This window comes from Nonomuraea cavernae (assembly GCF_014646355.1).
Taxonomy (GTDB): Bacteria; Actinomycetota; Actinomycetes; order Streptosporangiales; family Streptosporangiaceae; genus Nonomuraea; species Nonomuraea cavernae.
This window is the reverse complement of sequence record NZ_BMNH01000009.1, coordinates 98,576-119,473: the sequence shown is the minus strand read 5'-3', so window position 1 is coordinate 119,473 and position 20,898 is coordinate 98,576. Positions and strand designations below refer to the sequence as shown.

The 20,898-nt window shown below is 72.3% G+C and carries 17 protein-coding genes; 10 read left to right on the top strand and 7 right to left on the bottom strand.

All coding sequences use genetic code 11. From position 1 onward, the window contains the following. The first annotated feature begins 40 nt into the window (after positions 1–40). From IEY82_RS17325 to IEY82_RS17315, 3 genes are read left to right on the top strand one after another with little or no spacing between them, the layout of a single operon-like run. Positions 41–805 carry an ATP-binding cassette domain-containing protein gene (locus IEY82_RS17325; protein ID WP_189125160.1) on the top strand — a complete coding sequence of 255 codons (765 nt, stop codon included), beginning with the start codon at positions 41–43 and terminating at the stop codon, positions 803–805. Then, positions 802–2,064, top strand: coding sequence for a sugar ABC transporter permease (locus IEY82_RS17320; protein ID WP_189125159.1), 1,263 nt, complete (start codon positions 802–804; stop codon positions 2,062–2,064). Before IEY82_RS17325 ends, IEY82_RS17320 begins: the two co-directional genes overlap by 4 nt. A gap of 35 nt (positions 2,065–2,099) precedes the next feature. Next, on the top strand, positions 2,100–3,305 hold the full coding sequence (locus tag IEY82_RS17315; RefSeq protein ID WP_189125158.1) for an ROK family transcriptional regulator: 1,206 nt from the start codon (positions 2,100–2,102) through the stop codon (positions 3,303–3,305). Positions 3,306–3,307: 2 nt separating this feature from the next. Here IEY82_RS17315 and IEY82_RS17310 read toward each other — a convergent pair whose 3' ends face one another. Together IEY82_RS17310 and IEY82_RS17305 are read right to left on the bottom strand one after the other, a co-directional pair. Then, positions 3,308–4,093 (bottom strand): neutral zinc metallopeptidase, encoded by a 786-nt coding sequence (locus tag IEY82_RS17310; protein WP_189125157.1) that lies wholly within the window; start codon positions 4,091–4,093, stop codon positions 3,308–3,310. Positions 4,094–4,204: 111 nt separating this feature from the next. Continuing rightward, entirely contained in the window at positions 4,205–5,038 is an 834-nt protein-coding gene (locus tag IEY82_RS17305; protein ID WP_189125156.1) for a neutral zinc metallopeptidase, read from the bottom strand. A 131-nt stretch (positions 5,039–5,169) separates the two neighbouring features. Here IEY82_RS17305 and dxs point away from each other — a divergent pair, with 131 nt between their 5' ends. Together dxs and IEY82_RS17295 are read left to right on the top strand one after the other, a co-directional pair. Beyond that, positions 5,170–7,050 (top strand): 1-deoxy-D-xylulose-5-phosphate synthase, encoded by a 1,881-nt coding sequence (dxs, locus tag IEY82_RS17300; RefSeq protein ID WP_189125265.1) that lies wholly within the window; start codon positions 5,170–5,172, stop codon positions 7,048–7,050. A gap of 51 nt (positions 7,051–7,101) precedes the next feature. Then, the gene (locus tag IEY82_RS17295; protein ID WP_225263295.1) at positions 7,102–8,598 is read left to right on the top strand and encodes an amino acid permease; all 1,497 of its coding nucleotides are present in this window, start codon (positions 7,102–7,104) and stop codon (positions 8,596–8,598) included. Between the two features lie 46 nt (positions 8,599–8,644). Here the strand turns inward: IEY82_RS17295 and IEY82_RS17290 are convergent, their stop codons facing one another. From IEY82_RS17290 to IEY82_RS17275, 4 genes are all read right to left on the bottom strand, one after another. Further along, positions 8,645–9,055: an SSI family serine proteinase inhibitor gene (locus IEY82_RS17290; RefSeq protein ID WP_189125155.1), complete on the bottom strand. Its 411-nt coding sequence runs from the start codon at positions 9,053–9,055 to the stop codon at positions 8,645–8,647. 138 nt (positions 9,056–9,193) lie between these two features. Continuing rightward, on the bottom strand, positions 9,194–11,326 hold the full coding sequence (locus IEY82_RS17285) for a 3-hydroxyacyl-CoA dehydrogenase NAD-binding domain-containing protein (RefSeq protein WP_189125154.1): 2,133 nt from the start codon (positions 11,324–11,326) through the stop codon (positions 9,194–9,196). Continuing rightward, positions 11,323–12,486, bottom strand: a complete 1,164-nt coding sequence (locus IEY82_RS17280; RefSeq protein WP_372459731.1) for a thiolase family protein — start codon at positions 12,484–12,486, stop codon at positions 11,323–11,325. Before IEY82_RS17280 ends, IEY82_RS17285 begins: the two co-directional genes overlap by 4 nt. A gap of 60 nt (positions 12,487–12,546) precedes the next feature. Next, positions 12,547–13,293 (bottom strand): hypothetical protein, encoded by a 747-nt coding sequence (locus tag IEY82_RS17275; RefSeq protein WP_189125152.1) that lies wholly within the window; start codon positions 13,291–13,293, stop codon positions 12,547–12,549. Between the two features lie 616 nt (positions 13,294–13,909). Between IEY82_RS17275 and IEY82_RS17270 the strand changes: the two genes are divergently transcribed. The 5 genes from IEY82_RS17270 (at position 13,910) to IEY82_RS17250 (ending at position 20,290) form a co-directional block, all read left to right on the top strand. Beyond that, entirely contained in the window at positions 13,910–14,782 is an 873-nt protein-coding gene (locus tag IEY82_RS17270; RefSeq protein ID WP_189125151.1) for a hypothetical protein, read from the top strand. Between the two features lie 105 nt (positions 14,783–14,887). Next, entirely contained in the window at positions 14,888–15,892 is a 1,005-nt protein-coding gene (locus IEY82_RS17265) for a LacI family DNA-binding transcriptional regulator (RefSeq protein ID WP_189125150.1), read from the top strand. Then, positions 15,889–16,671 (top strand): sugar phosphate isomerase/epimerase family protein, encoded by a 783-nt coding sequence (locus IEY82_RS17260; protein ID WP_189125149.1) that lies wholly within the window; start codon positions 15,889–15,891, stop codon positions 16,669–16,671. Before IEY82_RS17265 ends, IEY82_RS17260 begins: the two co-directional genes overlap by 4 nt. Then, entirely contained in the window at positions 16,668–17,591 is a 924-nt protein-coding gene (locus IEY82_RS17255; protein ID WP_225263297.1) for an alkaline phosphatase family protein, read from the top strand. The genes IEY82_RS17260 and IEY82_RS17255 overlap by 4 nt, the downstream gene beginning before the upstream one ends. A gap of 80 nt (positions 17,592–17,671) precedes the next feature. After that, the gene (locus IEY82_RS17250) at positions 17,672–20,290 is read left to right on the top strand and encodes a PEP/pyruvate-binding domain-containing protein (protein ID WP_189125147.1); all 2,619 of its coding nucleotides are present in this window, start codon (positions 17,672–17,674) and stop codon (positions 20,288–20,290) included. Here IEY82_RS17250 and IEY82_RS17245 read toward each other — a convergent pair. After that, positions 20,259–20,873, bottom strand: a complete 615-nt coding sequence (locus tag IEY82_RS17245) for a GNAT family N-acetyltransferase (RefSeq protein ID WP_225263299.1) — start codon at positions 20,871–20,873, stop codon at positions 20,259–20,261. The genes IEY82_RS17250 and IEY82_RS17245 overlap by 32 nt on opposite strands. Between the last annotated feature and the right edge of the window lie 25 nt (positions 20,874–20,898).

The window sequence follows — 20,898 nt, the reverse complement described above, 5'->3', positions numbered from 1 at the left end:
CGCCACGAACGGGGGCCGTGCCCTTCCCCGAGGGAGACCCATGACCCCCCTGCTCGAAGTGCGCGGGATCGACAAGAGCTTCGGCCCGGTGCAGGTCCTGCACGACGTCACCTTCTCGGCCTACGCCGGCGAGGTGACCGCGCTGGTCGGCGACAACGGCGCCGGCAAGTCGACGCTGGTCAAGTGTGTCGGCGGCATCCATCCCATCGACGCCGGCGAGATCGTCTTCGACGGCCGGCCCGTGCAGGTGCACGGCCCGCGCGACGCCGGCGAGCTCGGCATCGAGATCGTCTACCAGGATCTGGCGCTCTGCGACAACCTGGACATCGTCCAGAACATGTTCCTCGGCAGGGAGCGCAAGAACGGCCTCGTGCTCGACGAGGCCACGATGGAGGAGCTCGCCGGCGAGACGCTCGAAGGGCTGTCCGTCCGCACCGTGAAGTCGATCCGGCAGCGGGTCTCCAGCCTGTCGGGCGGGCAGCGGCAGACCGTCGCCATCGCCAAGGCCGTGCTGTGGGACAGCAAGGTGGTCATCCTCGACGAGCCGACCGCGGCGCTGGGCGTCGCGCAGACCGCGCAGGTGCTGGAGCTGGTGCGCCGGCTGGCCGACAAGGGCCTGGCCGTCGTCCTCATCTCGCACAACATGAACGACGTGTTCGCCGTCTCCGACCGGATCGCGGCCCTCTACCTGGGCAGGATGGCCGCCCAGGTGAGGACGGCCGACGTGACCCACGCCCAGATCGTCGAACTGATCACCTCCGGCCGGAGCGGAGACCTCGGCCTCAAGAACGGGACCGCACCATGAGCAAGGTCAAGGAACTTCCGGGCGAGGCCGTCGTCGCGGCGGCCAGCTCACCGTCCATCACCAACAGCTCGCGTGCCTACCTGGAGCGGGTCCGCGGCGGCGATATGGGCGCGCTTCCCGCGGTCTTCGGGCTGCTGGTCCTCTGCACGGCCTTCGCCCTGGCCCGGCCCTCCTTCCTCACCGCCATCAACTTCGCCAACCTGTTCACCCAGGGCGCGGCGATCACGGTGATCGCGATGGGCCTGGTGTTCGTCCTGCTGCTCGGCGAGATCGACCTGTCGGCCGGGTTCACCAGCGGCGTCTGCGCCGCCGTCCTCGCGGTCACGCTGACCGAGATGGGCCTGCCATGGTACGTGGCCGTGCTCGCGGCGATCGTCAGCGGCGTGATCATCGGCACCATGCTCGGCACCCTGGTCGCCAAGGTGGGCATCCCGTCGTTCGTGGTGACGCTGGCCGCGTTCCTCGCCTTCCAGGGGCTCGCCCTGGTGCTGGTGAGCGAGGGCACCAACATCTCGATCAACGACCCGGTGATCAAGGCGATCGCGCAGAAGAACCTGCCCCCGGCCCTCGGCTGGGGACTGTACGCCGGGTGCGTCGCGGCGTACGCGCTGGTCCAGCTCACCCGGGCTCGCAAGCGCGCCCGGCGCGGCCTGGTCGCCGAGCCGCTCTCCATGATCGCGGGCCGGGTGGGCGCCCTGGCCGTCGTCGCCGGCGTCGCGGTGTACGTGCTCAACCTCGAACGCAGCTTCAACCCGGAGTTCGCCTCGCTCACCGGGGTGCCGATCGTGGTGCCGGTCATCCTCGCGCTGCTCGTGCTCTGGACGTTCGTGCTGAGCCGCACCGCGTTCGGACGGCACCTGTACGCGGTCGGCGGCAACGCGGAGGCGGCCCGGCGGGCGGGCATCGCGGTGGACCGGATCCGGATCAGCGCGTTCGTGATCTGCTCCTCGATGGCCGCCGTCGGCGGGGTGATCGCGGCCTCGCGGGCCAGCTCGGTCGACCCGAACACCGGCGGCAGCTCCGTGCTCCTCTACGCTGTGGGCGCGGCCGTCATCGGCGGGACCAGCCTGTTCGGGGGCAAGGGCAGGGCGCTCGACGCGATTCTCGGCGGCGCGGTCATCGCCGTGATCGAGAACGGCATGGGGCTGATGCAGTACGGCGCGAGTGTGAAGTACCTGGTGACCGGGTTCGTCCTGTTGCTCGCCGCCGGTGTGGACGCCCTGGCGCGCAAGCGGGCGGCTGCCGCTGGTCTAAGGTGATCAGCGACTTCCACCCTCGTAAGGACAACCAGACGATGCGTGCCGGCCCCTCGCAGGAGGACATCAGGCGCCACAACCTCGGCGCGCTGCTGCGGCACGTGCACCTCGGGGGGCCGACGTCGCGGGCCGAGCTCACCTCCAAGATGGGCCTCAACCGCAGCACGATCATGGCGCTCACCTCCGATCTCACCGCCGCCGGGCTGGTGCGGGAGGAGCTGCCGCGCGAGACGGGCCGGGCCGGCCGCCCCTCGCTGGTGGTGCGCCCGGAGTCGTCACGGGTCTACGTGTTCGCCTTCGACGTGGGGCCCGACCGGCTGGCGGTGGCCCGGGTGGGGCTCGGCGGGACGATTCTCGACCGCAGGGAGGCCGTACGCCGGCGCGGTCCCTTCGAGCTGGAGGAGCTGGCCGGGATGCTGGCCGGGTTCGCCCGGCAGATGCGGCGCAAGACGCGGGCCGACACGGTCTGCGTGGGCGCCGCCGCGGCCGTCTCGGGCGGGGTGCGCAAGGGTGACGGCGTGATCAGGTTCGGCCCCAACCTGCAGGCCGAGGAGATCCCGTTCGGCGAGGAGCTGGGCCGCAGGCTGGGCCTCGGGCTGCCGGTCAGCGTGGGCAACGACGCCAACCTGGCGGCGCTGGCCGAGCACAGCCGGGGCGTCGGCGTCGCCGTACGTGACCTGATCTACCTGCACGGCGACGTCGGCATCGGCGGCGGCATCATCGCGGGCGGTCACCTGCTCGGCGGCCACGAGGGCTACGGCGGCGAGGTCGGCCACATGGTGGTCAATCCCGGCGGGCGAGTCTGCGGCTGCGGCTCGCGCGGCTGCCTGGAGGCCGAGGTGGGCGAGCGGGCGCTGCTGGAGGCGGCGGGCAAGCTCGGCGGCGGCCAGCACGGCCGCGACGCGGTGCGGGCGGTGGTGGACGCGGCCGACCGGGGCGACATCGTCGCGCAGGAGGCGCTGAAGAGGGTCGGCGACTGGCTCGGGCTGGGCGTCGCCAACCTGGTTAACATCTTCAACCCCGAGATGGTCATCTTCGGCGGCATGCTCAGGGAGATCTATCTGGGGTCGGCGGCCCAGGTGCGCAGCCGGATGGCGCTGCACGCCATGGCTCCCCAGCGGGAGCGGCTCCGGTTGCGCACCTCGGCGCTGGCCGACGACGCGACGCTCGTGGGCGCGGCCGAGCTGGCCTTCGCCCACGTGCTCGCGGACCCGCTCGAGGTGCTGGCGCGGGTCACCGGCTGACGTCAGGCGACGCGCGCGTTGGACACGGTCCAGGTGTTGCAGTAGCGGGCCGAGCCGCCGTTGTAACCGCGGTTCTGCCAGTAGGCGAGGTTGCGCGGCTTGCCGTGGGCCTTGCTCTCGGTGCCCCTGGACACCGCGTCGGTCCACTGGTCCCAGGTGATGCCGGTGTTGAGCGTGTCGAGCGTGGCGCTGTAGAAGAGGCCGGCGAAGCACTCGGCCTGCATCTCCAGGCGGTGGCTGAGGATGGTGCGGGCCTGGCCGCGGGCGCGCCAGTAGAGCCTGTTCTGCGCGTCCAGGATGCCGGTGAGCTCCTGCACGTGGTGGCCCCACTCGTGGGCGGCGGAGTGGGCGATGTTCATCCGGAACGGGTCGCGCAGGTCACGCTTCATGATGCGGATCACGACCGTCCGCTGCACGGGGCAGTACTGTGCGCCGTTGTTGGTGATCTTGCCGCAGACCGAGCTACTGCCGGTGGTGATGGTGACCTTGGGCGGGGTGTACCTCAGCCCGGCGGCCCTGAAGCGGGCGGCCCAGAAGCGGTCGGCGCAGCGGGCCATCGCCCGGTGGAAGGTCTTGAGGGAGGCGGTGCTGCCCCGGGTGATGTCGGGGGCCCCGCACGACTGCGGTGACGGCGTACCGGAGCGGTAGATCTTGTTCTTGGTCAGTACGGCGGGCGGTGCGGCGATCTCGGCCGCAGCGGAGGGCTTGGCGGTCTCCGCGTTGGCGGTGCCGGTCAGGACCAGGCCCACGGTGATGCAGACGGATGCTGCGACAAGGGGAATACGCACGATCGCGGATACTAGACCAGTTAATGCGAATTTGTTTACTAATTCTTTGCTTTTGCCATGAAACCCACAGCGCGGCCGCGCCGGTGTGACGCGGCCGCCCCAAGGTCGTGACTAGGAGACGTAGCGCGCCGAGACGCGCCAGGTGTTGCAGGAGCCGGGCGAGCCGGAGTTGAAGCCGCGGTTCATCCAGAAGGCCTGCGTGGGGCCCTTGCCATGGTCGTTCTGCGCCCAGGCCTTGGCACCGTTCTGGCGGAACCACTCGACGGTGTGGTCCCACTCGGCCGGGTCGACGGGGAGCGTGTTCCTGATCGTGCTCATGAAGGCCGCGGAGAAGCACTCGGCCTGGAGCTCGGAGCGGCGCGAGAGCTGCAGCTGGCCCGAGCGGCCGGTGCTGTTCCTGGCGGACCAGTAGTAGTTCCAGATGCCGGACACCTGCTGGACGTGGTGACCGTACTCGTGGGCCATCAGGCGGGTGATGCCCAGCGCGTACGGCCTGCGCAGCTGCGTCTTGGTGATGAGCATGTACATCGTGCGGTCGGCCGAGCAGTAGACGCCGTCGGCGCCCGCGCTCCAGGGGCCGCAGGGCGTGCGCACCTTCTTGGTGATGATGCGCAGCCGGGGCTTGCTGAAGGGCAGGCCGGCCTTACGGAACTGGGTGGCCCACGACCGGTTCAGGCAGTTGGTCACCCGAGTCAGGAAGCGCTTGTAGGCGGCGGTGCTGCCGCGCGGGAGCGAGCCGGGGGAGCAGTTGGATGACGCGAGCCGTCCGGTCTTGTACAGCGGGTTGGCCGTCGCCGCCGCCTTGCCTCTCGGTGGGGCCGTGACCTGCTGTTGTGCCTGGCCGGTGGGCTGTGTTGCGGCTGACGCCGTGCCCGTGCCCGCCAGCCCGATCACCGCGCCGGCCGCCACGAGAGTCGTCAGTGTCTTCAGGGGGAGAGTGTTCATAATGAGTGAAAGACTAGGTCAAGATCGTACAAATATGGACGCAATTGACTCGATGGAGTCAGCGTGACGACCACGAACTAGACTCGATCCGTTGGCGCACAGAAGCAGAGGGGATCGCATCCGTGAGCGGGTTGCTGGGCTCGGTTGAGGGACCGCACGACGTCAAACGGCTCGATGTCGAGGAGCTGCCGAGGCTGGCGGGGGAGATCCGTGACCTGCTCGTCGACGTGTGCGCCCGCCTGGGCGGGCACCTGGGGCCCAACCTGGGCGTGGTCGAGCTGACGATCGCCATCCACCGGGTCTTCGACTCGCCCGGCGACCCCGTCGTCTGGGACACCGGTCACCAGGCCTACGTGCACAAGCTGCTCACCGGCCGGGCCGCCGGATTCGACGCGCTCAAGCAGGAGGGCGGCCTGTCCGGCTACCCGAGCCAGGCCGAGTCCGAGCACGACTTCATCGAAAACTCGCACGCCTCCACCGCGCTGTCCTACGCCGACGGACTGGCCAAGGCGTTCAAGCTGCGCGGCGAGCGCGACCGCACGGTGGTCGCGGTGATCGGCGACGGCGCGCTCACCGGCGGCATGGCCTGGGAGGCGCTCAACAACATCGCGGCCGTCAAGGACCTGCCGGTCGTCATCGTGGTCAACGACAACGGCCGCTCCTACTCGCCGACCATCGGCGGGCTCGCCTCCCACCTGTCCAAGCTGCGGGTCACCCGCCGCTACGAGGAGGTGCTCGAGTACGTCAAGGAGAAGATCGGGAACGTTCCCGTCCTCTACGACGCGCTCCACGGCTTCAAGAAGGGCGTCAAGGACATCCTGGCCCCGCAGGCCATGTTCGAGGACCTCGGCCTCAAGTACATCGGCCCGATCGACGGCCACGACGAGCAGGCCATGGAGGCGGCGCTGCGCACCGCCCGCGACTTCCGCGGCCCGGTCATCGTGCACGCGCTGACCCAGAAGGGCCGCGGCTACACCCCGGCCGAGGAGCACGACGAGGACCAGTTCCACTCGCCCGGCGCGTTCGACCGCGAGACCGGCGCCGAGAAGCCCAAGGGCCGCATCTGGACCAACGTGTTCAGCGAGGAGCTGGTCAGGCTGGGCAAGGAGCGCGAGGATCTGGTCGCGATCACCGCGGCCATGCTCCACCCGACCGGCCTGGCCGCCTTCGCCGACGCCTACCCCGAGCGCATCTACGACGTCGGCATCGCTGAGCAGCACGCGCTGACCAGCGCGGCCGGCCTCGCGCTCGGCGGCATGCACCCGGTCGTCGCCGTCTACGCGACCTTCCTCAACCGCGCCTTCGACCAGCTCCTCATGGACGTGGCCCTGCACCGGCTGCCGGTCACCGTGGTGCTCGACCGGGCCGGCGTCACCGGTGACGACGGCGCCAGCCACAACGGCATGTGGGACCTGTCGATCCTGCAGGTCGTGCCCGGCCTGCGGATCGCGGTGCCGCGCGACGGCGAGCGGCTGACCGAGCTGCTCGGCGAGGCCGTGGCCGTCTCCGACGGGCCCACCGTGCTGCGCTTCCCCAAGGGTCCCGTCGCCGAGCCGATCGAGGCCGTGGGCAAGCTGGGCGACATGGACGTGCTGCGCGCCGCCGACCCCGACGTGCTGCTGGTCGGCGTCGGCCCGATGGCCCAGGTCTGCATGGACGCGGCCGTCCTGCTCGACGCCCAGGGCATCTCGGCCACCGTGGTCGATCCGCGCTGGGTCAAGCCGCTCGACGAGGCCCTCGCGGGCGCGGCGGCCACGCACAAGCTGGTCGTCGTCGTCGAGGACAACGGCCGCGTCGGCGGTGTCGGCGACGCGGTGGCCCGCCTGCTGCGCGACGCCGACATCGATGTGCCCGTGCGCACCTACGGCATCCCGCAGCACTTCCTCGACCACGCCAAGCGAGCCGCGATCCTCGGCCGCATCGGGCTGACCGGCCAGGACCTCGCCCGCGAGATCACCGAGGCGGTCGCGAAGCGGAGCCAGCCGATCGAGAGCCAGACCGCTAACTCCTGACCGGCCCCACGGTCACGTCCCGGCACGCTCCTCTACGGCGGGGGAGCGTGCATGACCGCCTGCGGTCAGGGAAGGTCGGAGATCGTGGACATCCTTCGCACCAAGAATGTCGAGCAGTCGATCCGCGACACCGAGGCTCCGGAACATCGGCTGCGCAAACGTCTGACCGCCACCGACCTCACGGTCTTCGGCATCGGTGTGATCGTCGGCACCGGCATCTTCGTGCTGACCGGGCAGGTGGCCAAGGAGCTCGCGGGCCCCGCCGTGGCCGTCTCCTTCATCGTCGCCGCGGTCGTCTGCGGTCTCGCCGCGCTCTGCTACGCCGAGCTCGCCTCCACGATCCCGGTCGCCGGCTCCGCCTACACCTTCTCCTTCGCCACCCTCGGCGAGTTCCCCGCCTGGATCATCGGCTGGGACCTGATGCTGGAGATGGCCCTGGCCGCCGCGGTGGTCGCGGTCGGCTGGTCGGGCTACTTCGCCTCGCTCCTGTCGTCGCTCGGCCTCGACCTGCCCGCGTCGATCGCCGGCGAGAACGCCACGGTGAACGTGCCCGCGATGGTCGTGGTGCTGATGCTGACCGGCGTCCTGGTGGCCGGCATCAAGCTGTCCTCCCGGGTCAACCTGGTCATCGTGACCATCAAGGTCGCGGTGATCCTGCTGGTCATCGTGGCCGGGCTGTTCTTCGTGAAGGCGGCCAACTTCTCGCCGTTCGTCCCCGCCTCGATCCCCACCGAACAGGTCTCCGGGCTGAAGGCGCCGCTGATCCAGGTGCTGTTCGGCCTCACTCCGGTCGCCTTCGGCGTGATCGGCATCTTCTCGGCCGCGGCGATCGTGTTCTTCGCCTTCATCGGGTTCGACATCGTGGCCACCGCCGCAGAGGAGACCATCAAGCCGCAGCGCGACCTGCCCCGCGGCATCATCGGGTCGCTGACGATCTGCACCCTGCTGTACGTGGCGGTCTCGCTCGTCGTTGTGGGCATGCAGAACTACCGCGAGCTGAGCACCGAGGCGCCGCTCGCCGACGCGTTCACCGCGGTCGGCCAGACGTGGGCGGCCACGCTCATCAGCATCGGCGCGATCGCCGGTCTCACCACGGTGGTGATGATCCTGATGCTCGGGCAGACGCGGGTGCTGTTCGCCATGTGCCGCGACGGGCTGCTGCCGCGTCAGCTGGCCAAGGTGCACCCCAGATTCGGCACGCCGGCCCGGCTCACGGTGATCATCGGCGTGGTGGCGGCCCTGCTGGCCGGCTTCATCTCACTCGGGGCGCTGGCCGAGCTGGTCAACATCGGCACGCTGTTCGCGTTCGTGGTGGTGTCGGCCGGGGTGATCATCCTGCGCCGGACGCGGCCCGACCTGCCGCGGTCCTTCCGTACGCCGATGGTGCCGGTGCTGCCGATCCTGTCGGTGCTCGCCTGCTTCTACCTGATGCTCAATCTGCCGGTCGAGACCTGGCTGCGGTTCGTGGTGTGGATGCTCATCGGGGCGGTGCTCTACTTCACCTACGGCTATCGGCACAGCCGGCTGGCGCGCGAGGCGGGCTCGTGACCGGATGGTCGTGGGGGACGGGACGACGCCCGCCCCCCACGCGCGATCACCTCGGGCGTTCCGGGTAGACCGCTCCGACGGCCGCCCGGGCCAGGCAGCTGTTGGGGTAGGAGCCGCTGAAGGACACGTTGGCGCCGCGCCAGGTGCCCTTGACCGACACCTTGGTCGGGGAGTACTCCCGGGTGCAGATCGCGTCGGGCCGGCTCAACTTCGAGATCTGCCCGTTCACGCTTCTCAGCGCGTCACAGGCCGCGGTCGCATTGGGATGGTTGCCACCGTCGCGGTCGCAGGTGAGCCGGTAGGCCTTCGACTTCCCGCTGCTGTCCGTGACGGTGATCGTCAGGACCGACCGGGCGTGGTGGCCCGCGGACACCGGCGTCGAGGCGAGTGCCGAGGCGGCGCCCGCTGCGCCGAGCGCGGGGATGCTGATCGCTGCGGTGAGTAGCAGCCTGTTCACGATGTGCATAGTGCGGGTCTTACCCGGCGGCTGCTCGACACTGGCCTTGGATCGACTCTTGATTGCGCCACGTGATCAGCTGTCGGGCAAAGGCTGATAAAAGGGGACCCGTCGCAGCGGGTCCCCTCTCGCAGAGGATCAGGCGGGCAGCGAGGCCACGCCGGGCTCCAGGAAGCGCGGCCGGGCGAAGCCGGACCGGTCCAGGAACGGCGTGACGCCGCCCAGGTGGAACGGCCAGCCCGCGCCCAGGATCATGCACAGGTCGATGTCCTGGGCCGCCGCGACCACGCCCTCGTCCAGCATGATGCGGATCTCCTCGGCCAGCGCCTCCAGCACGCGCCGTCGTACCTCCTGGGCGGAGGACGGCGAGGAGCCTCCCGCGAACAGGGCCACCGCCTCGGGATCGAGCGAGAAGTCGGGCGCGTACACGCCGGGCTTGCCGGAGGCGACCAGCTTGGCCATGTTCTCCGAGACGCCGAAGCGCTCGGGGAACGCCGCGTGCAGCGTCTCGGCCACGTGCAGGCCGACAGCCGGGCCGACCAGCTGGAGCAGCGCGAACGGCGTCATCGGCAGCCCGAGGTCGTCCAGCGCGTGCTCGGCCGTCTCCAGCGGCGTGCCCTCGTCGACCGCGGCGATGACCTCGCCCATGAAGCGGGTGAGCAGCCGGTTGACCACGAACGCCGGCGCGTCCTTGACCAGCACGGACGACTTCTTCAGCGACTTGCCGACGGCGAACGCCGTGGCCAGCGTCGCGTCGTCCGTCGCGGCGCCCTTGACGATCTCCAGCAGCGGCATCACGGCGACCGGGTTGAAGAAGTGGAACCCGACCAGCCGCTCCGGGTGCTCCAGGTCCGCGCCCATCTCCGTCAGCGAGAGCGACGAGGTGTTGGTCGCCAGCGTGCACTCCGCCGAGACCACCGCCTCGACCTCGGCGAACACCTGCTTCTTGACCGCCAGGTCCTCGAACACGGCCTCGATGACGAAGTCGGCGTCGGCGAACGCGTCCTTGGTCAGCGAGCCCGTCACCAGGGCCTTGAGCCGGTTGGCCCGATCGGCCGAGACCCGGCCCTTGGCCAGCAGCTTGTCGATCTCGGCGTGCGCGTAGCCGACACCCTTGTCCAGCCGGGCCTGGTCGAGGTCGGTCAGCACGACCGGCACCTCCAGCCGGCGGGCGAACAGCAGCGCCATCTGCGAGGCCATCAGCCCCGCGCCCACCACGCCGACCTTGGTGACCTTGCGGGCCAGCGCCCGGTCGGGGGCGCCCGCCGGCCGCTTGGCGCGGTGCTGCACCAGATCGAACGAGTAGAGCCCGGCCCGCAGCTCGTCGCCCATCAGCAGGTCGGCCAGCGCCTCGTCCTCGGCCGCGAAGCCGTCGTCGCGCGAGGCCGTACGGGCCTGGGCGATGAGGTCGAGCGCCCGGTAGGGGGCGGGGGAGGCGCCGTGCAGCTTCATGTCGACCAGGAAGCGCGCGTCGGCCACCGCCTTGTCCCAGTCGGCCCCGTCCTGGTCGGCCCTGTCCTGGTCGGTCTCGTCCCGATCGACGGTGAGGTCACCGGTGATCACCCTGGCCGCCCAGCGCAGCGACTCCTCCAGGAAGTCGGCCGGCTCGAACATCGCGTCGGCGACGCCCAGCTCGAACGCCTGGGCCCCGCTGGTCATGCGGTTCTGCGCCAGCGGGTTCTCGATGATCAGCTTGATCGCCTTGGCCGGGCCGATCAGGCGGGGGAGCAGCTGCGTGCCGCCCCAGCCGGGCACCAGGCCGAGGAAACACTCCGGCAGCGCGACCGCCGGCACTCCCGAGGAGATCGTCCGATACGCGCAGTGCAGCGCGATCTCCAGCCCGCCGCCCATCGCCGCGCCGTTGACGAACGCGAACGACGGGATCGGCAGCTCGCCCAGCCGGCGGAACACGTGGTGTCCGAGGCGGCCGATCGCGAGCGCCTCCTCGCGGGAGGTCACCGCGGACGCCCCCTTGAGGTCGGCGCCGACGGCGAAGATGAACGGCTTGCCCGTGACGCCCACCGCGACCAGGTCGGTGCGGGCCTCGATCTCCGACAGCGCGCCGTTCAGCGCGAAGAGGCCGCGCGGCCCGAAGGTGTTGGGCCTGGTGTGGTCGAAGCCGTTGTCCAGCGTGATCAGCGCCATCGTGCCGGCGCCGCCGGGCAGCTCCACGTCGCGCACCAGCGCCTTGGTGACGACTTCGTCCGCGCGGGCTCCGTTGCGCTCGCTCAGCAGCGCGCGCCAGCCGTCGAGGTTGTTGAGGTCGCTCATACAAGGTTCTCCCAGATCACGGTGCCGCCCATGCCCATGCCGACGCACATGGTGGTGATGCCGTAGCGCACGTCGGGGCGCTCGCCGAACTGCCGGGCCAACTGCGTCATCAGCCGCACGCCCGAGGAGGCCAGCGGGTGGCCGAACGCGATCGCGCCGCCGTAGGGGTTCACGCGGGGGTCGTCGTCGGCGAGACCGAAGTGCTCCAGGAAGGCCAGCACCTGTACGGCGAACGCCTCGTTGACCTCGAACAGCCCGATGTCGGAGATGGACAACCCGGCCAGGCGCAGCGCCCGCTCGGTCGAGGGGATCGGCCCCACGCCCATCACCTCGGGGTCCACCCCGGCGAACGCGTAGGACACCAGCCGCATCCTGGCCGTCAGCCCCAGCTCCTCGGCGACCTCCCGGGCGGCGACGACGCAGCCGGTCGCGCCGTCGTTGACGCCGGAGGCGTTGCCCGCGGTGACGTTGCCGTGCGGGCGGAACGGCGTCTTCAGGCCGCTCAGGCCCTCGACCGTGGTGCCGGGCCGTGGGGCCTCGTCCTCGGTCGCCAGGCCCCAGCCCTTCTCGGCCGTCCGGATCGCGGTCGGCACCAGGTCGGGCTGGATCTTGCCGTCGGCGTAGGCCTTGGCCACCTTCTCCTGCGACAGCGCCGCGTAGGCGTCGGCACGGTCCTTGGTGATCGAGGGGTAGCGGTCGTGCAGGTTCTCCGCCGTCATGCCCATGATGAGCGCGCTCGGGTCGACGAGCTTCTCCGACAGGAACCTCGGGTTGGGGTCGACGCCCTCGCCCATCGGGTGGCGGCCCATGTGCTCGACGCCGCCCGCGATCGCCACGTCGTACGCGCCGAACGCGATGCCGCCCGCGACCGTGGTGACCGCCGTCATCGCGCCCGCGCACATGCGGTCGATCGCGTAGCCGGGCACCGACTTGGGCAGTCCGGCCAGCACCGCGGCCGAGCGGCCGATGGTCAGGCCCTGGTCGCCGATCTGGGTGGTGGCGGCGATGGCGACCTCGTCCACCCGCTCGGGCGGCAGGCCGGGGTTGCGCCGGATCAGTTCGCGGATGACCCGGACGACCAGGTCGTCGGCTCGGGTCTCCGCGTACAGTCCCTTGGGCCCGGACCGGCCGAAAGGCGTGCGAACGCCGTCGACGAACACGACGTCACGAGAGGAAGGCACGGATTCGCTCCTCGTTGCTGGACAGCTGTCGAACCAATGCTACTCGTCAGTAACTAGACCGCAGACGAGGGTGGCCGCCGCCAGCGCGCAGAGCACGGCGGCCGGCGGCTCCCAGAGGTGGGCGCGGGTCCCGGCCAGGACGGCGACCGCCGCGCCCGCGCCCGTCCAGAGCGCCGCGCTCCTCGCCGGCCGCGCGCTCCGCCCCCGGCCGGGATCCCACGGATCCGCCGGCGGCCTGCCCCGCCGGACGGCGCGCGCCGCGATCCCCAGCGCGTCGCGCGCCCACCAGGTGACGAAGCACACCCCGGCCGCCACGCTCACCAGCGAGAGCGCCTCCACCGCCGTGGTCGACGCGCTCGCGAGGCCGTGCCACCCGGCCGCCTCGAACAGTCGCGGCAGGGTGAAGCCGAGCAGCAGCGTCACGGCCCAGCCGCAGGCCATGACCAGCCTGCTCAGTGGCTGGCCGGGGGTTTCGCGGCGGACGGCGTAGAGCTCCCGCTCGCGCCTGCGCGCGGCGCGCTCGCGGGAGCCCCAGGCTGCCTGGGTGACGGCCAGCACGGGCAGCCCGCCCGCGAACAGGATCAGCGACAGTACGGCCAGCGGCGGCACGGCCTGCGGTGCCTCCTGGCCGGTCGCCGCCCGCTCGGCGAGTGACTGGGCGCAGGAGAGCAGGGCGATCTGGCCGGTCAGCGCGATGAGCGCGGTCCGGCGGGCGGCGCGGGCCCGTGCCCGGAGCCTGGTCAACGCCTGTGCGCCGGGAGGGGGTGCGACGTGGGTCGACGGCATGGACGTCAATGATGTCCTCCCTTTGCGGGAGCGGCCTGGAATCTGGGCATTTGGATGGAGCCCTCGATTCGCGGCTCGGCTCCCTCTGTTTCCCGGGGCCCTTCGTGGGTGCGGTTTGTTCTGTGGGTGCTGCGGCGGGTGGGCGTTGTCTACGGCGGGTCTGTTCTGCGGGTGGCCGCGGAGGCGGGTGGGCGTTGTCTACGGCGGGCCCGTTCTGCGGGTGGCCGCGGAGGCGGGTGGGCGTTCCGGCCGACCGCGATTGCCTGGGGTCTGGTGTTTTTCGCCTTCGGCGTTGTTTCGGGTGCGGGGGTACTTGGCACGGTCCTAAGTCGGCCGGAACGCCCACCCGCCTCCGCTTTCGGCTGTCCGGCCGTTCCTCTTGGGCGCCGTAGCGCGTGCTCGGGTTCGGTGTCCTGGCTACTCGCCGATGCTGAAGCGCCTGTCTCCGCCCCTTGGGCTTGGTCGCCGTAGCTGAAGCCGTCACTTGCCGGCGCAGTGCGGGCTGGGGGCGGAGTTACGGATGTTCTCTTGGCGAAAGGAGTGGAATTTCCGGACAAGGTGATGTTGATTCTGTTAGGAAAGGTTGCGGTCCGTATTCGTACTAGAGAGGTACATCGTGGCTCGCGACGAGAACGACAGGTCCTACGAGGGTGGGCAGGGCAGGTCGTTGAACCCCGATTTGACCGGCGACGTGCTGTCCCCGCGCCTGAGCACCGACGACACCGACGAGCAACCCGTCGTCCGGGAGACCTACATCCTGCCGCCGGACAAGGGCGAGCCTCGTGACGAGGTGGACCCGGCGTCGGAGCAGGTGGCCGAGACGCCGTCCGCGGGCGACGAGGCGACCCGCGGCTACCTGCCGCTCGACAAGGCGTACGAGTCCGCCCAGGACGAGCCTCGGCGGGGGTTCCTCGGATCCGGGTGGACCGATGTCGACGACGAGGAGGAGGACCGCCGGCGTGAGGTGCGCCGCCGTACCAGGGTGCTGCTGGTGGGCGCGGCGGCGGTCGTGATCTTCGGTGCCGGCGCCGGATGGATGCTGACCGGCGCGTCGTCCGAGGACCCGTGCGCGGGCGCGCGGTGCGCGAGTGCCGGTGAGGTGAGCGCGCCCGCCGAGTCCCCTGTCCCGGACGGCACCGATGAGGCGACGACCGCGCCCGAGAAGTCGCGTACGCCCGAGCCGGTCGTCTCGCAGACCGCCCGGCCGACGCCGACCGTCACGCGGGCCCGGCCGACGCGCACCGCCACGCCGCGTGCCACGCCCACCGGCCGCGTGGACGAGCCGACGGTCAAGCCCAGCAGACGGGCCACCCAGGAGCCCCAAGATCTCGACCTGGCCGAGGAGCCGAAGGGCGCGGAGGAGCCGAAGGGCGCCGGTGAGCCCACCGGCAGGGAGGCGGCCGAGGTGGAGACGATGGAGGCCGAGCCCGTGCCGACCCCGGCGGAGACCAGGAAGGGCCTGTTCGAGAGGCTGTTCCCCTGGGTCTGACCCGCGTTTCTCCAGGGTCTCCTGTCTTCGGACGGGCGCGGCGTGCGAGGATGCGGAGCCGGGCGCCGGTCCGGCGCCAGAGGCAACCGCTTTCCGGGAGGTGTCGTGGTCACGCTGGAGGACGTCGCCAAGCAGGCGGGCGTCTCGCTCGCGACCGCCTCGCGGGTGCTCAACGGCAGCACCCGCCAGGTCGGCGCCGACCTGCGCGCGCGGGTCGAACGGGCCGCCGGTGAGCTGGGCTACCGCGCCAACATGGCGGCCCAGACGCTGGCCCGGGGAGCGAGCAATGTCATCGGCATCGTCGTCCACGACCTGACCGACCCCTACTTCGCCGCGCTGGCCGACGGCGCCATGCGCGCCGCGGCCGGCGAGGGGCTGCTCGTCATGGTGGGCACCACCCACCGCGACCCCGAGCAGGAGATCGCCTACGTGGCCACGCTCAACGCCCAGCGCGTACGGGCCGTGCTGCTGGCCGGGTCGCGGGTCGACGACCCCGAGGTGACCGGCCGGCTCCGCGACGAGCTGCGGCGCTACCTCGACGCCGGGGGCCGGGTGGCCTGCGTGGGCCAGCCCCTGCTGGGCGTCGACACGGTGGCTCCCGCCAACCGGGAGGGCGCGGCGGAGCTGGCCCGCGCGCTGGCCGGGCTCGGTCACACCCGGTTCGCCGTGCTCGCCGGGCCCCCGTGGCTGATCACCGCCCGTGACCGGTGCGACGGGTTCGTCACCGCGATCCGGGAGCTCGGGCTGCCCGAGCCGCGCGTCGTCCACGGCCCCTTCGACCGCGACGGCGGCTACACGGCGGCGGCCGAGACGGGTGAGGCGACCTGCGTGTTCGCCGTCAACGACGTGATGGCCGTGGGCGCGCTGGCCGCCTATCGCGAGCGCGGTGTGCGGGTGCCGGAGGACGTCTCGGTGGCGGGCTTCGACGACATCGCCACCCTGCGCGACCAGGTGCCGGCGCTGACCACCGTACGCCTGCCGCTGGCCGATCTCGGCGCGCGGGCGCTGGAGCTCGCGCTGGACGCGGGGGAGACGCCGGTGGTCGAGCAGGTCGCCGGAGAGGTCGTGCTGCGCGCGAGCGTGCGGGACCTCCGGCGGGAGCCGGGGTGAAGCTGGCGCTCAGCACGCTCGGCCTGCCGGGCGAGGGGCTCGACCGGGCGATCGAGGTGGCGGCCGGGCACGGCTGCCACGGTCTCGAACTCCGCCTGCACCCCGACACCGGCGTGCACCGGGGGCTCGGCCGCGAGGAACGCCGGTCCGTGCGCGAGCGGATCGCGGACGCCGGTCTGGAGGTCGCCGCCCTGGCCGGCTACGTCGGCGTGTGCGAGCCCGGCCCCGACGGGCCCGCCGTCGAGGCGCTGCTCGCCGACCTGGCGCTGGCCGCCCAGCTCGGGGCCCTCGGCGTGCGGGTCTTCCCGCGCGGTGACGACCCGGCCGTAGGCGCGCGCAGGCTGCGGGCCGTCGCCGGCGCGGCCGCCGACCTCGGCGTCCGGGTGCTCGTCGAGACGCACGACCGGCTGGCCACCGGCGCGGCCGTGGCCGGCCTGCTCGGCGCGGCGGCCGTCCCCGAGACCACCGGCGCGCTCTGGGACCTGCTGCATCCCTGGCGTGGCGGCGAGCCGCCCGCCGCCACGCTCGCCGCGCTGCGGCCCTGGCTCGCCTACGTGCAGGTCAAGGACGCGGTCTCGGCCGGCGACTGCACGCCCGTGCCGCTGGGGGCCGGTGCGGTGCCGCTGGAGGAGTGCGGGACACTGCTGCGCGAGGCCGGCTACGACGGATGGGTCTCGCTCGAATGGGAGCGCGCCTGGTATCCCCAGGTGGCCCCGGTCGAGGAGGTCCTGCCCGGCGCCGCCGCATGGGTGCGACGTTTCGGGAGGACCTCCGCATGATCGACAAGGTGCTCGTGGTGGGCATGGACGGCCTGCGCTTCGACCGGCTCGCCGCAGTGCGCCCGCCGGTGCTCGGCGCGCTGATGTCCGCAGGCCGGTACGGCACCAGCCGCCTCCCGTACGGCGAGGCCGGGGCGCCCCGCACCGAGTCGCCGGGCGAGGTCGTCCCGGAGTCCGCCACGTCACCGGGCGACGTCCAGGACGACGTCCGGCTGATCAGGGCGCGCACCGACTCCGGCCCCGGATGGTCGTCGATCGCGACCGGGGTCTGGCCGGACAAGCACGGCGTCGTGGACAACGGGTTCGCAGGAGCCCAGTTCGCGAAATATCCGGATTTCTTGACTCGGGCCGGCTCCGTCCGCCCCGACCTGGTCACCGCCGCCTTCTTCTCCTGGGCCGCGCTGGCCGAGCACGGTGCCTTCGGCCCGGCCCTCGGCACCCGGTTCGTGGTCGACGGCTACGCCATCACCTTCCACGCCGGCGACGAGCGGGTCACCGAGGCCGCCGCGGCCCACCTGGCGGGCGACGGACCCGACCTGGCGTTCGTCTACCTGGGCGACACCGACGAGGTGGCCCACGACCTCGGCCCGCTCTGTCGCGAATACGCCGACGCGCTGCTGCTCCAGGACGCCTACCTGGGCCGTCTGCTCGACACGGTCCGCGCGCGGCCGTCGTACCCTCGCGAGCGCTGGACGGTGCTGGTCACGACCGACCACGGCCATGTCGACGAGGGCGGTCACGGCGGCGTCTCCGACGAGGAGCGCACGGTGTTCGTGATCGCCGCCCGGCTGGGCGAGGACCTGGGCGGAGGCTCGCTCGGCGAGCCGAGGCTGGTCGACGTGGCCCCCACCGCGCTGGCCGCGCTGGGCATCGACGCCGACCCCGCCTGGGAGCTCGACGGGAGCCCGCTCCGCTTCTGAGAATCTTTTCATCGCGTGTTGAATTCTGGCCTCGGAAGAGTGAGACTCGGGGCGAGACGCACGAAGACCCTGGGGGCGCGATGAACACCGCACTGGAGTTCTCCGAGATCCACGCCGGGATGCTCGCCGAGGTGGGCGGTAAGGCCGCCAACCTCGGCGAGCTGACCAGGGCGGGATTCCCGGTCCCCGCCGGCTGGGTGCTGACCACCGAGGCCTACCGCCAGGTCGCCGAGGCGGCGGAGCTCGACGTGGTCATCGCCCGGGGCGGCCCAGGACTGGCCGAGGCCGTCAGGAGCCGGCTGCTGGAGACGCCCGTGCCCGGTCCGGTGGCCAAGACCGTGCGGGAGTTCTACGCCGGTCTCGGCGACGGCGTGCCGGTCGCGGTGCGCTCCTCGGCCACGGCCGAGGACCTGCCGTTCGCCAGCTTCGCCGGACAACAGGACACCTACCTGGGCGTCGTCGGCCCCGACGCCGTGATCGACGCCGTCCGCCGCTGCTGGGCCTCACTGTGGACCGACCGCGCCGTCGCCTACCGCGAGGCCAACGGCATCGATCACGCCGCCGTACGGCTCGCGGTCGTCGTCCAGATGATGGTCGACGCGCGGGTGGCCGGGGTGATGTTCACCGCCAACCCGGTGACGGGCCGCAGGCGCGAGGCCGTCATCGACGCCGCCCCGGGGCTGGGCGAGGCCGTGGTCTCCGGCGCGGTCAACCCCGACCGGTTCGCGGTCGACGCGGCCACCGGCGAGATCCTGCTCCGGCACGAGGGAGACAAGCGGCTGGCCGTACGCTCCCTGCCGGGCGGCGGCACCGAGCACGTCGAGACCGCGCCCGGCGGCCTGTGCCTGACCGACGCCCAGGCGCGCGAGCTGGCCGCGCTGGGCGTCCGCGTCGAGGACCACTACGGCGCGCCGCAGGACACCGAGTGGGCCATCGGCGACGACGGCGCCCTCTGGCTCACCCAGGCCCGGCCGATCACCACGCTCTACCCACTGCCCGAGAGCGCGCGCGACGGGCTGCGGGTCTACTTCTCGGTCAACGTCGTCCAGGGCGTGATGGGCCCGCTCACGCCGATGGGGCTCTCGGCGTTCCGGCTGCTCGCCTCCGGCGCCGCCGGGCTGTTCGGGCACGCCCCGGCCGAGCGGCGGGCCGGGCCGGCCTTCCTGGCGGTGTCCGGCGGGCGGCTGTGGATCGACCTCACCACGGCCGTGCGCGGCCGGGCCGGTCGGGCGATCCTGCCGCGCGTCCTGGCCGTGGGCGAGACCCGCGCCGCGGCCGTGCTGGAGCGGCTCGTCGAGGATCCCCGCCTGTCGGTCACGCGCACCTCGCTCCGGCCGGTCCTGCTGGGCCTCGCGCGCTTCGCCCGCCGGGTGCGCGCGCCGGCCCGCGTGTTCCAGGCGCTGACCAGGCCGGGCCGCGCCCTCGCCTACACCCGCGAGGTGGGCGAGCGGCTGGACGCGCGGCTGCGCGTGCCTGTCGGGGCGACGCCCGCGCAGCGCCTCGACCACGCGGAATGGGTGCTCGGCGGCACGTTCCCGCAGATCATCTCGATCATGCCGATCGCGCTCACCGGCTACGGGCTGTTCGGGCTGGCCTCGCGGCTGTCCGGCCTGCCGCTGAGCGAGATGCAGGACGTGCTCCGCGCCCTTCCGCACAACCCGACCACCGAGATGGACCTGGAGCTCTGGGCTCTGGCCGGCCGGGTCGAGCCGGAGCCGTTCCGCCGGCACCCGGTCGGCGAGCTGGTGCGCCTCTACCGCGCGGGCGAGCTGCCACCGAAGGCCCAGCAGGGCATCGCGCGCTTCCTCGACGTCTACGGCCACCGCGGCGTCGCCGAGATCGACCTCGGAGTGCCGCGCTGGTCGGACGACCCCGCCCACCTGCTCGGCGTCCTGGCCAACTATCTGCGCATGGACGACGCCGGCCCCCTCGCCCCCGACGCGCTCTTCGCCAGAGGAGCCGCCGAGGCGGACGCGGCCATGGCCGAGATCGTCGCCCGGGCCCGCCGCCGGGGCCGCCCTCGGGCCGCGGTCACCCGCTTCGCGCTCCGCCGCACCAGGACGTACGCGGGACTGCGTGAGCTGCCCAAGTTCTACCTGGTGCGGGTCCTGGCCGGGCTGCGGCGCAGTCTGCTGGCCGTCGGCGAGCACCTGGCGGCCACCGGGGTGCTCGGCTCGGCCGACGACGTGTTCTTCCTGAGCGTCGAGGAGGCCAGGGCCGCGCTGGCCGGCGGCGACCTGCGCGACCTCGTGACCGGGCGGCGGGCGGCCCACGAGCGGGAGACCCGCCGCAGGCACGTGCCCAGGATCATGCTCTCCGACGGCACCGAGCCGGAGACGCTGTCGGCCACGGCCGCCGAGGGCGCGCTGACCGGGTCCGCCGCCTCGGCCGGCACGGTCACCGGCCCGGCCAGGGTGGTGCTGGACCCGGTCGGCGCCCACCTCGAACCGGGCGAGATCCTGGTCTGCCCGTCCACCGACCCCGGCTGGACGCCGTTGTTCCTCACCGCCGGCGGGCTGGTGATGGAGATGGGCGGTGCCATGTCGCACGGGGCGGTGGTGGCCCGTGAATACGGCATCCCGGCCGTGGTCGGCGTGCCCGAGGCCACCCGCCGCATCACGACCGGCGACCTGATCAGGGTGAACGGCGCGGCGGGCACCGTCACCGTCACCGTCGAGGAGGAGCCGGCGGAGGTCTGAGCGGCTCCGGAACGGACGCGTCCGTCTCCTGTGGTGCGGTGGTCCGGTGGTGGAGCCACGTGTGCAACGGGTCGGAGCCCTCGCGGACGAGCGCGGGCGCGTCGGTGAGGCGGAACCCGGCCGACCGGGCCACGGCGGCGCTGGCGGTGTTGCCGGCGGCGATCCGCAGGAGCACCCGGCTGCCGGCCAGAGGGTCGTAGGCGTAGGCGGTGATCAGCTGGACGGCGCGCACCGCCAGGCCCCGGCCGCGGTGCGCGGCGCCGACGGCGTAGGCCAGCTCCACCTCGCCCGGCTCGCCGGTGACGAACAGCAGGATCTCGCCGAGGGGCCGCCCGCCGTCGGTGGTGATGGCGAGCTGGAGTCTCCTCCCCTCGGCGCGGCGCTGGCGGGCCTGGTCCAGGTACGCGCGGGCGGCGCTCTGGTCGAAGGGGGAGCGCAGCGGGGTCCAGCGGGCGACGGCCGGCTCGTCGAACAGCTCGGACATCGCGGGCAGATCCTGCTCCGCCCATTCGCGCAGGATGAGACCCGCACCGGCGAGATGGACGTCACCGGGCAGGGCCAGACGGTCGTTGTGCGAGCCCAAGGATCTCGCCTTTCGTCAGGGGGAA

Coding starts and splice junctions, on each gene's coding strand:
- IEY82_RS17275 (WP_189125152.1), bottom strand. CDS start 13,293: ATGCCGTCGACCCACGTCGCACCCCCTCCCGGCGCACAGGCGTTGACC.
- IEY82_RS17285 (WP_189125154.1), bottom strand. CDS start 11,326: ATGAGCGACCTCAACAACCTCGACGGCTGGCGCGCGCTGCTGAGCGAG.
- IEY82_RS17250 (WP_189125147.1), top strand. CDS start 17,672: ATGAACACCGCACTGGAGTTCTCCGAGATCCACGCCGGGATGCTCGCC.
- IEY82_RS17295 (WP_225263295.1), top strand. CDS start 7,102: ATGACCGCCTGCGGTCAGGGAAGGTCGGAGATCGTGGACATCCTTCGC.
- IEY82_RS17320 (WP_189125159.1), top strand. CDS start 802: ATGAGCAAGGTCAAGGAACTTCCGGGCGAGGCCGTCGTCGCGGCGGCC.
- IEY82_RS17255 (WP_225263297.1), top strand. CDS start 16,668: ATGATCGACAAGGTGCTCGTGGTGGGCATGGACGGCCTGCGCTTCGAC.
- IEY82_RS17305 (WP_189125156.1), bottom strand. CDS start 5,038: ATGAACACTCTCCCCCTGAAGACACTGACGACTCTCGTGGCGGCCGGC.
- IEY82_RS17315 (WP_189125158.1), top strand. CDS start 2,100: ATGCGTGCCGGCCCCTCGCAGGAGGACATCAGGCGCCACAACCTCGGC.
- IEY82_RS17325 (WP_189125160.1), top strand. CDS start 41: ATGACCCCCCTGCTCGAAGTGCGCGGGATCGACAAGAGCTTCGGCCCG.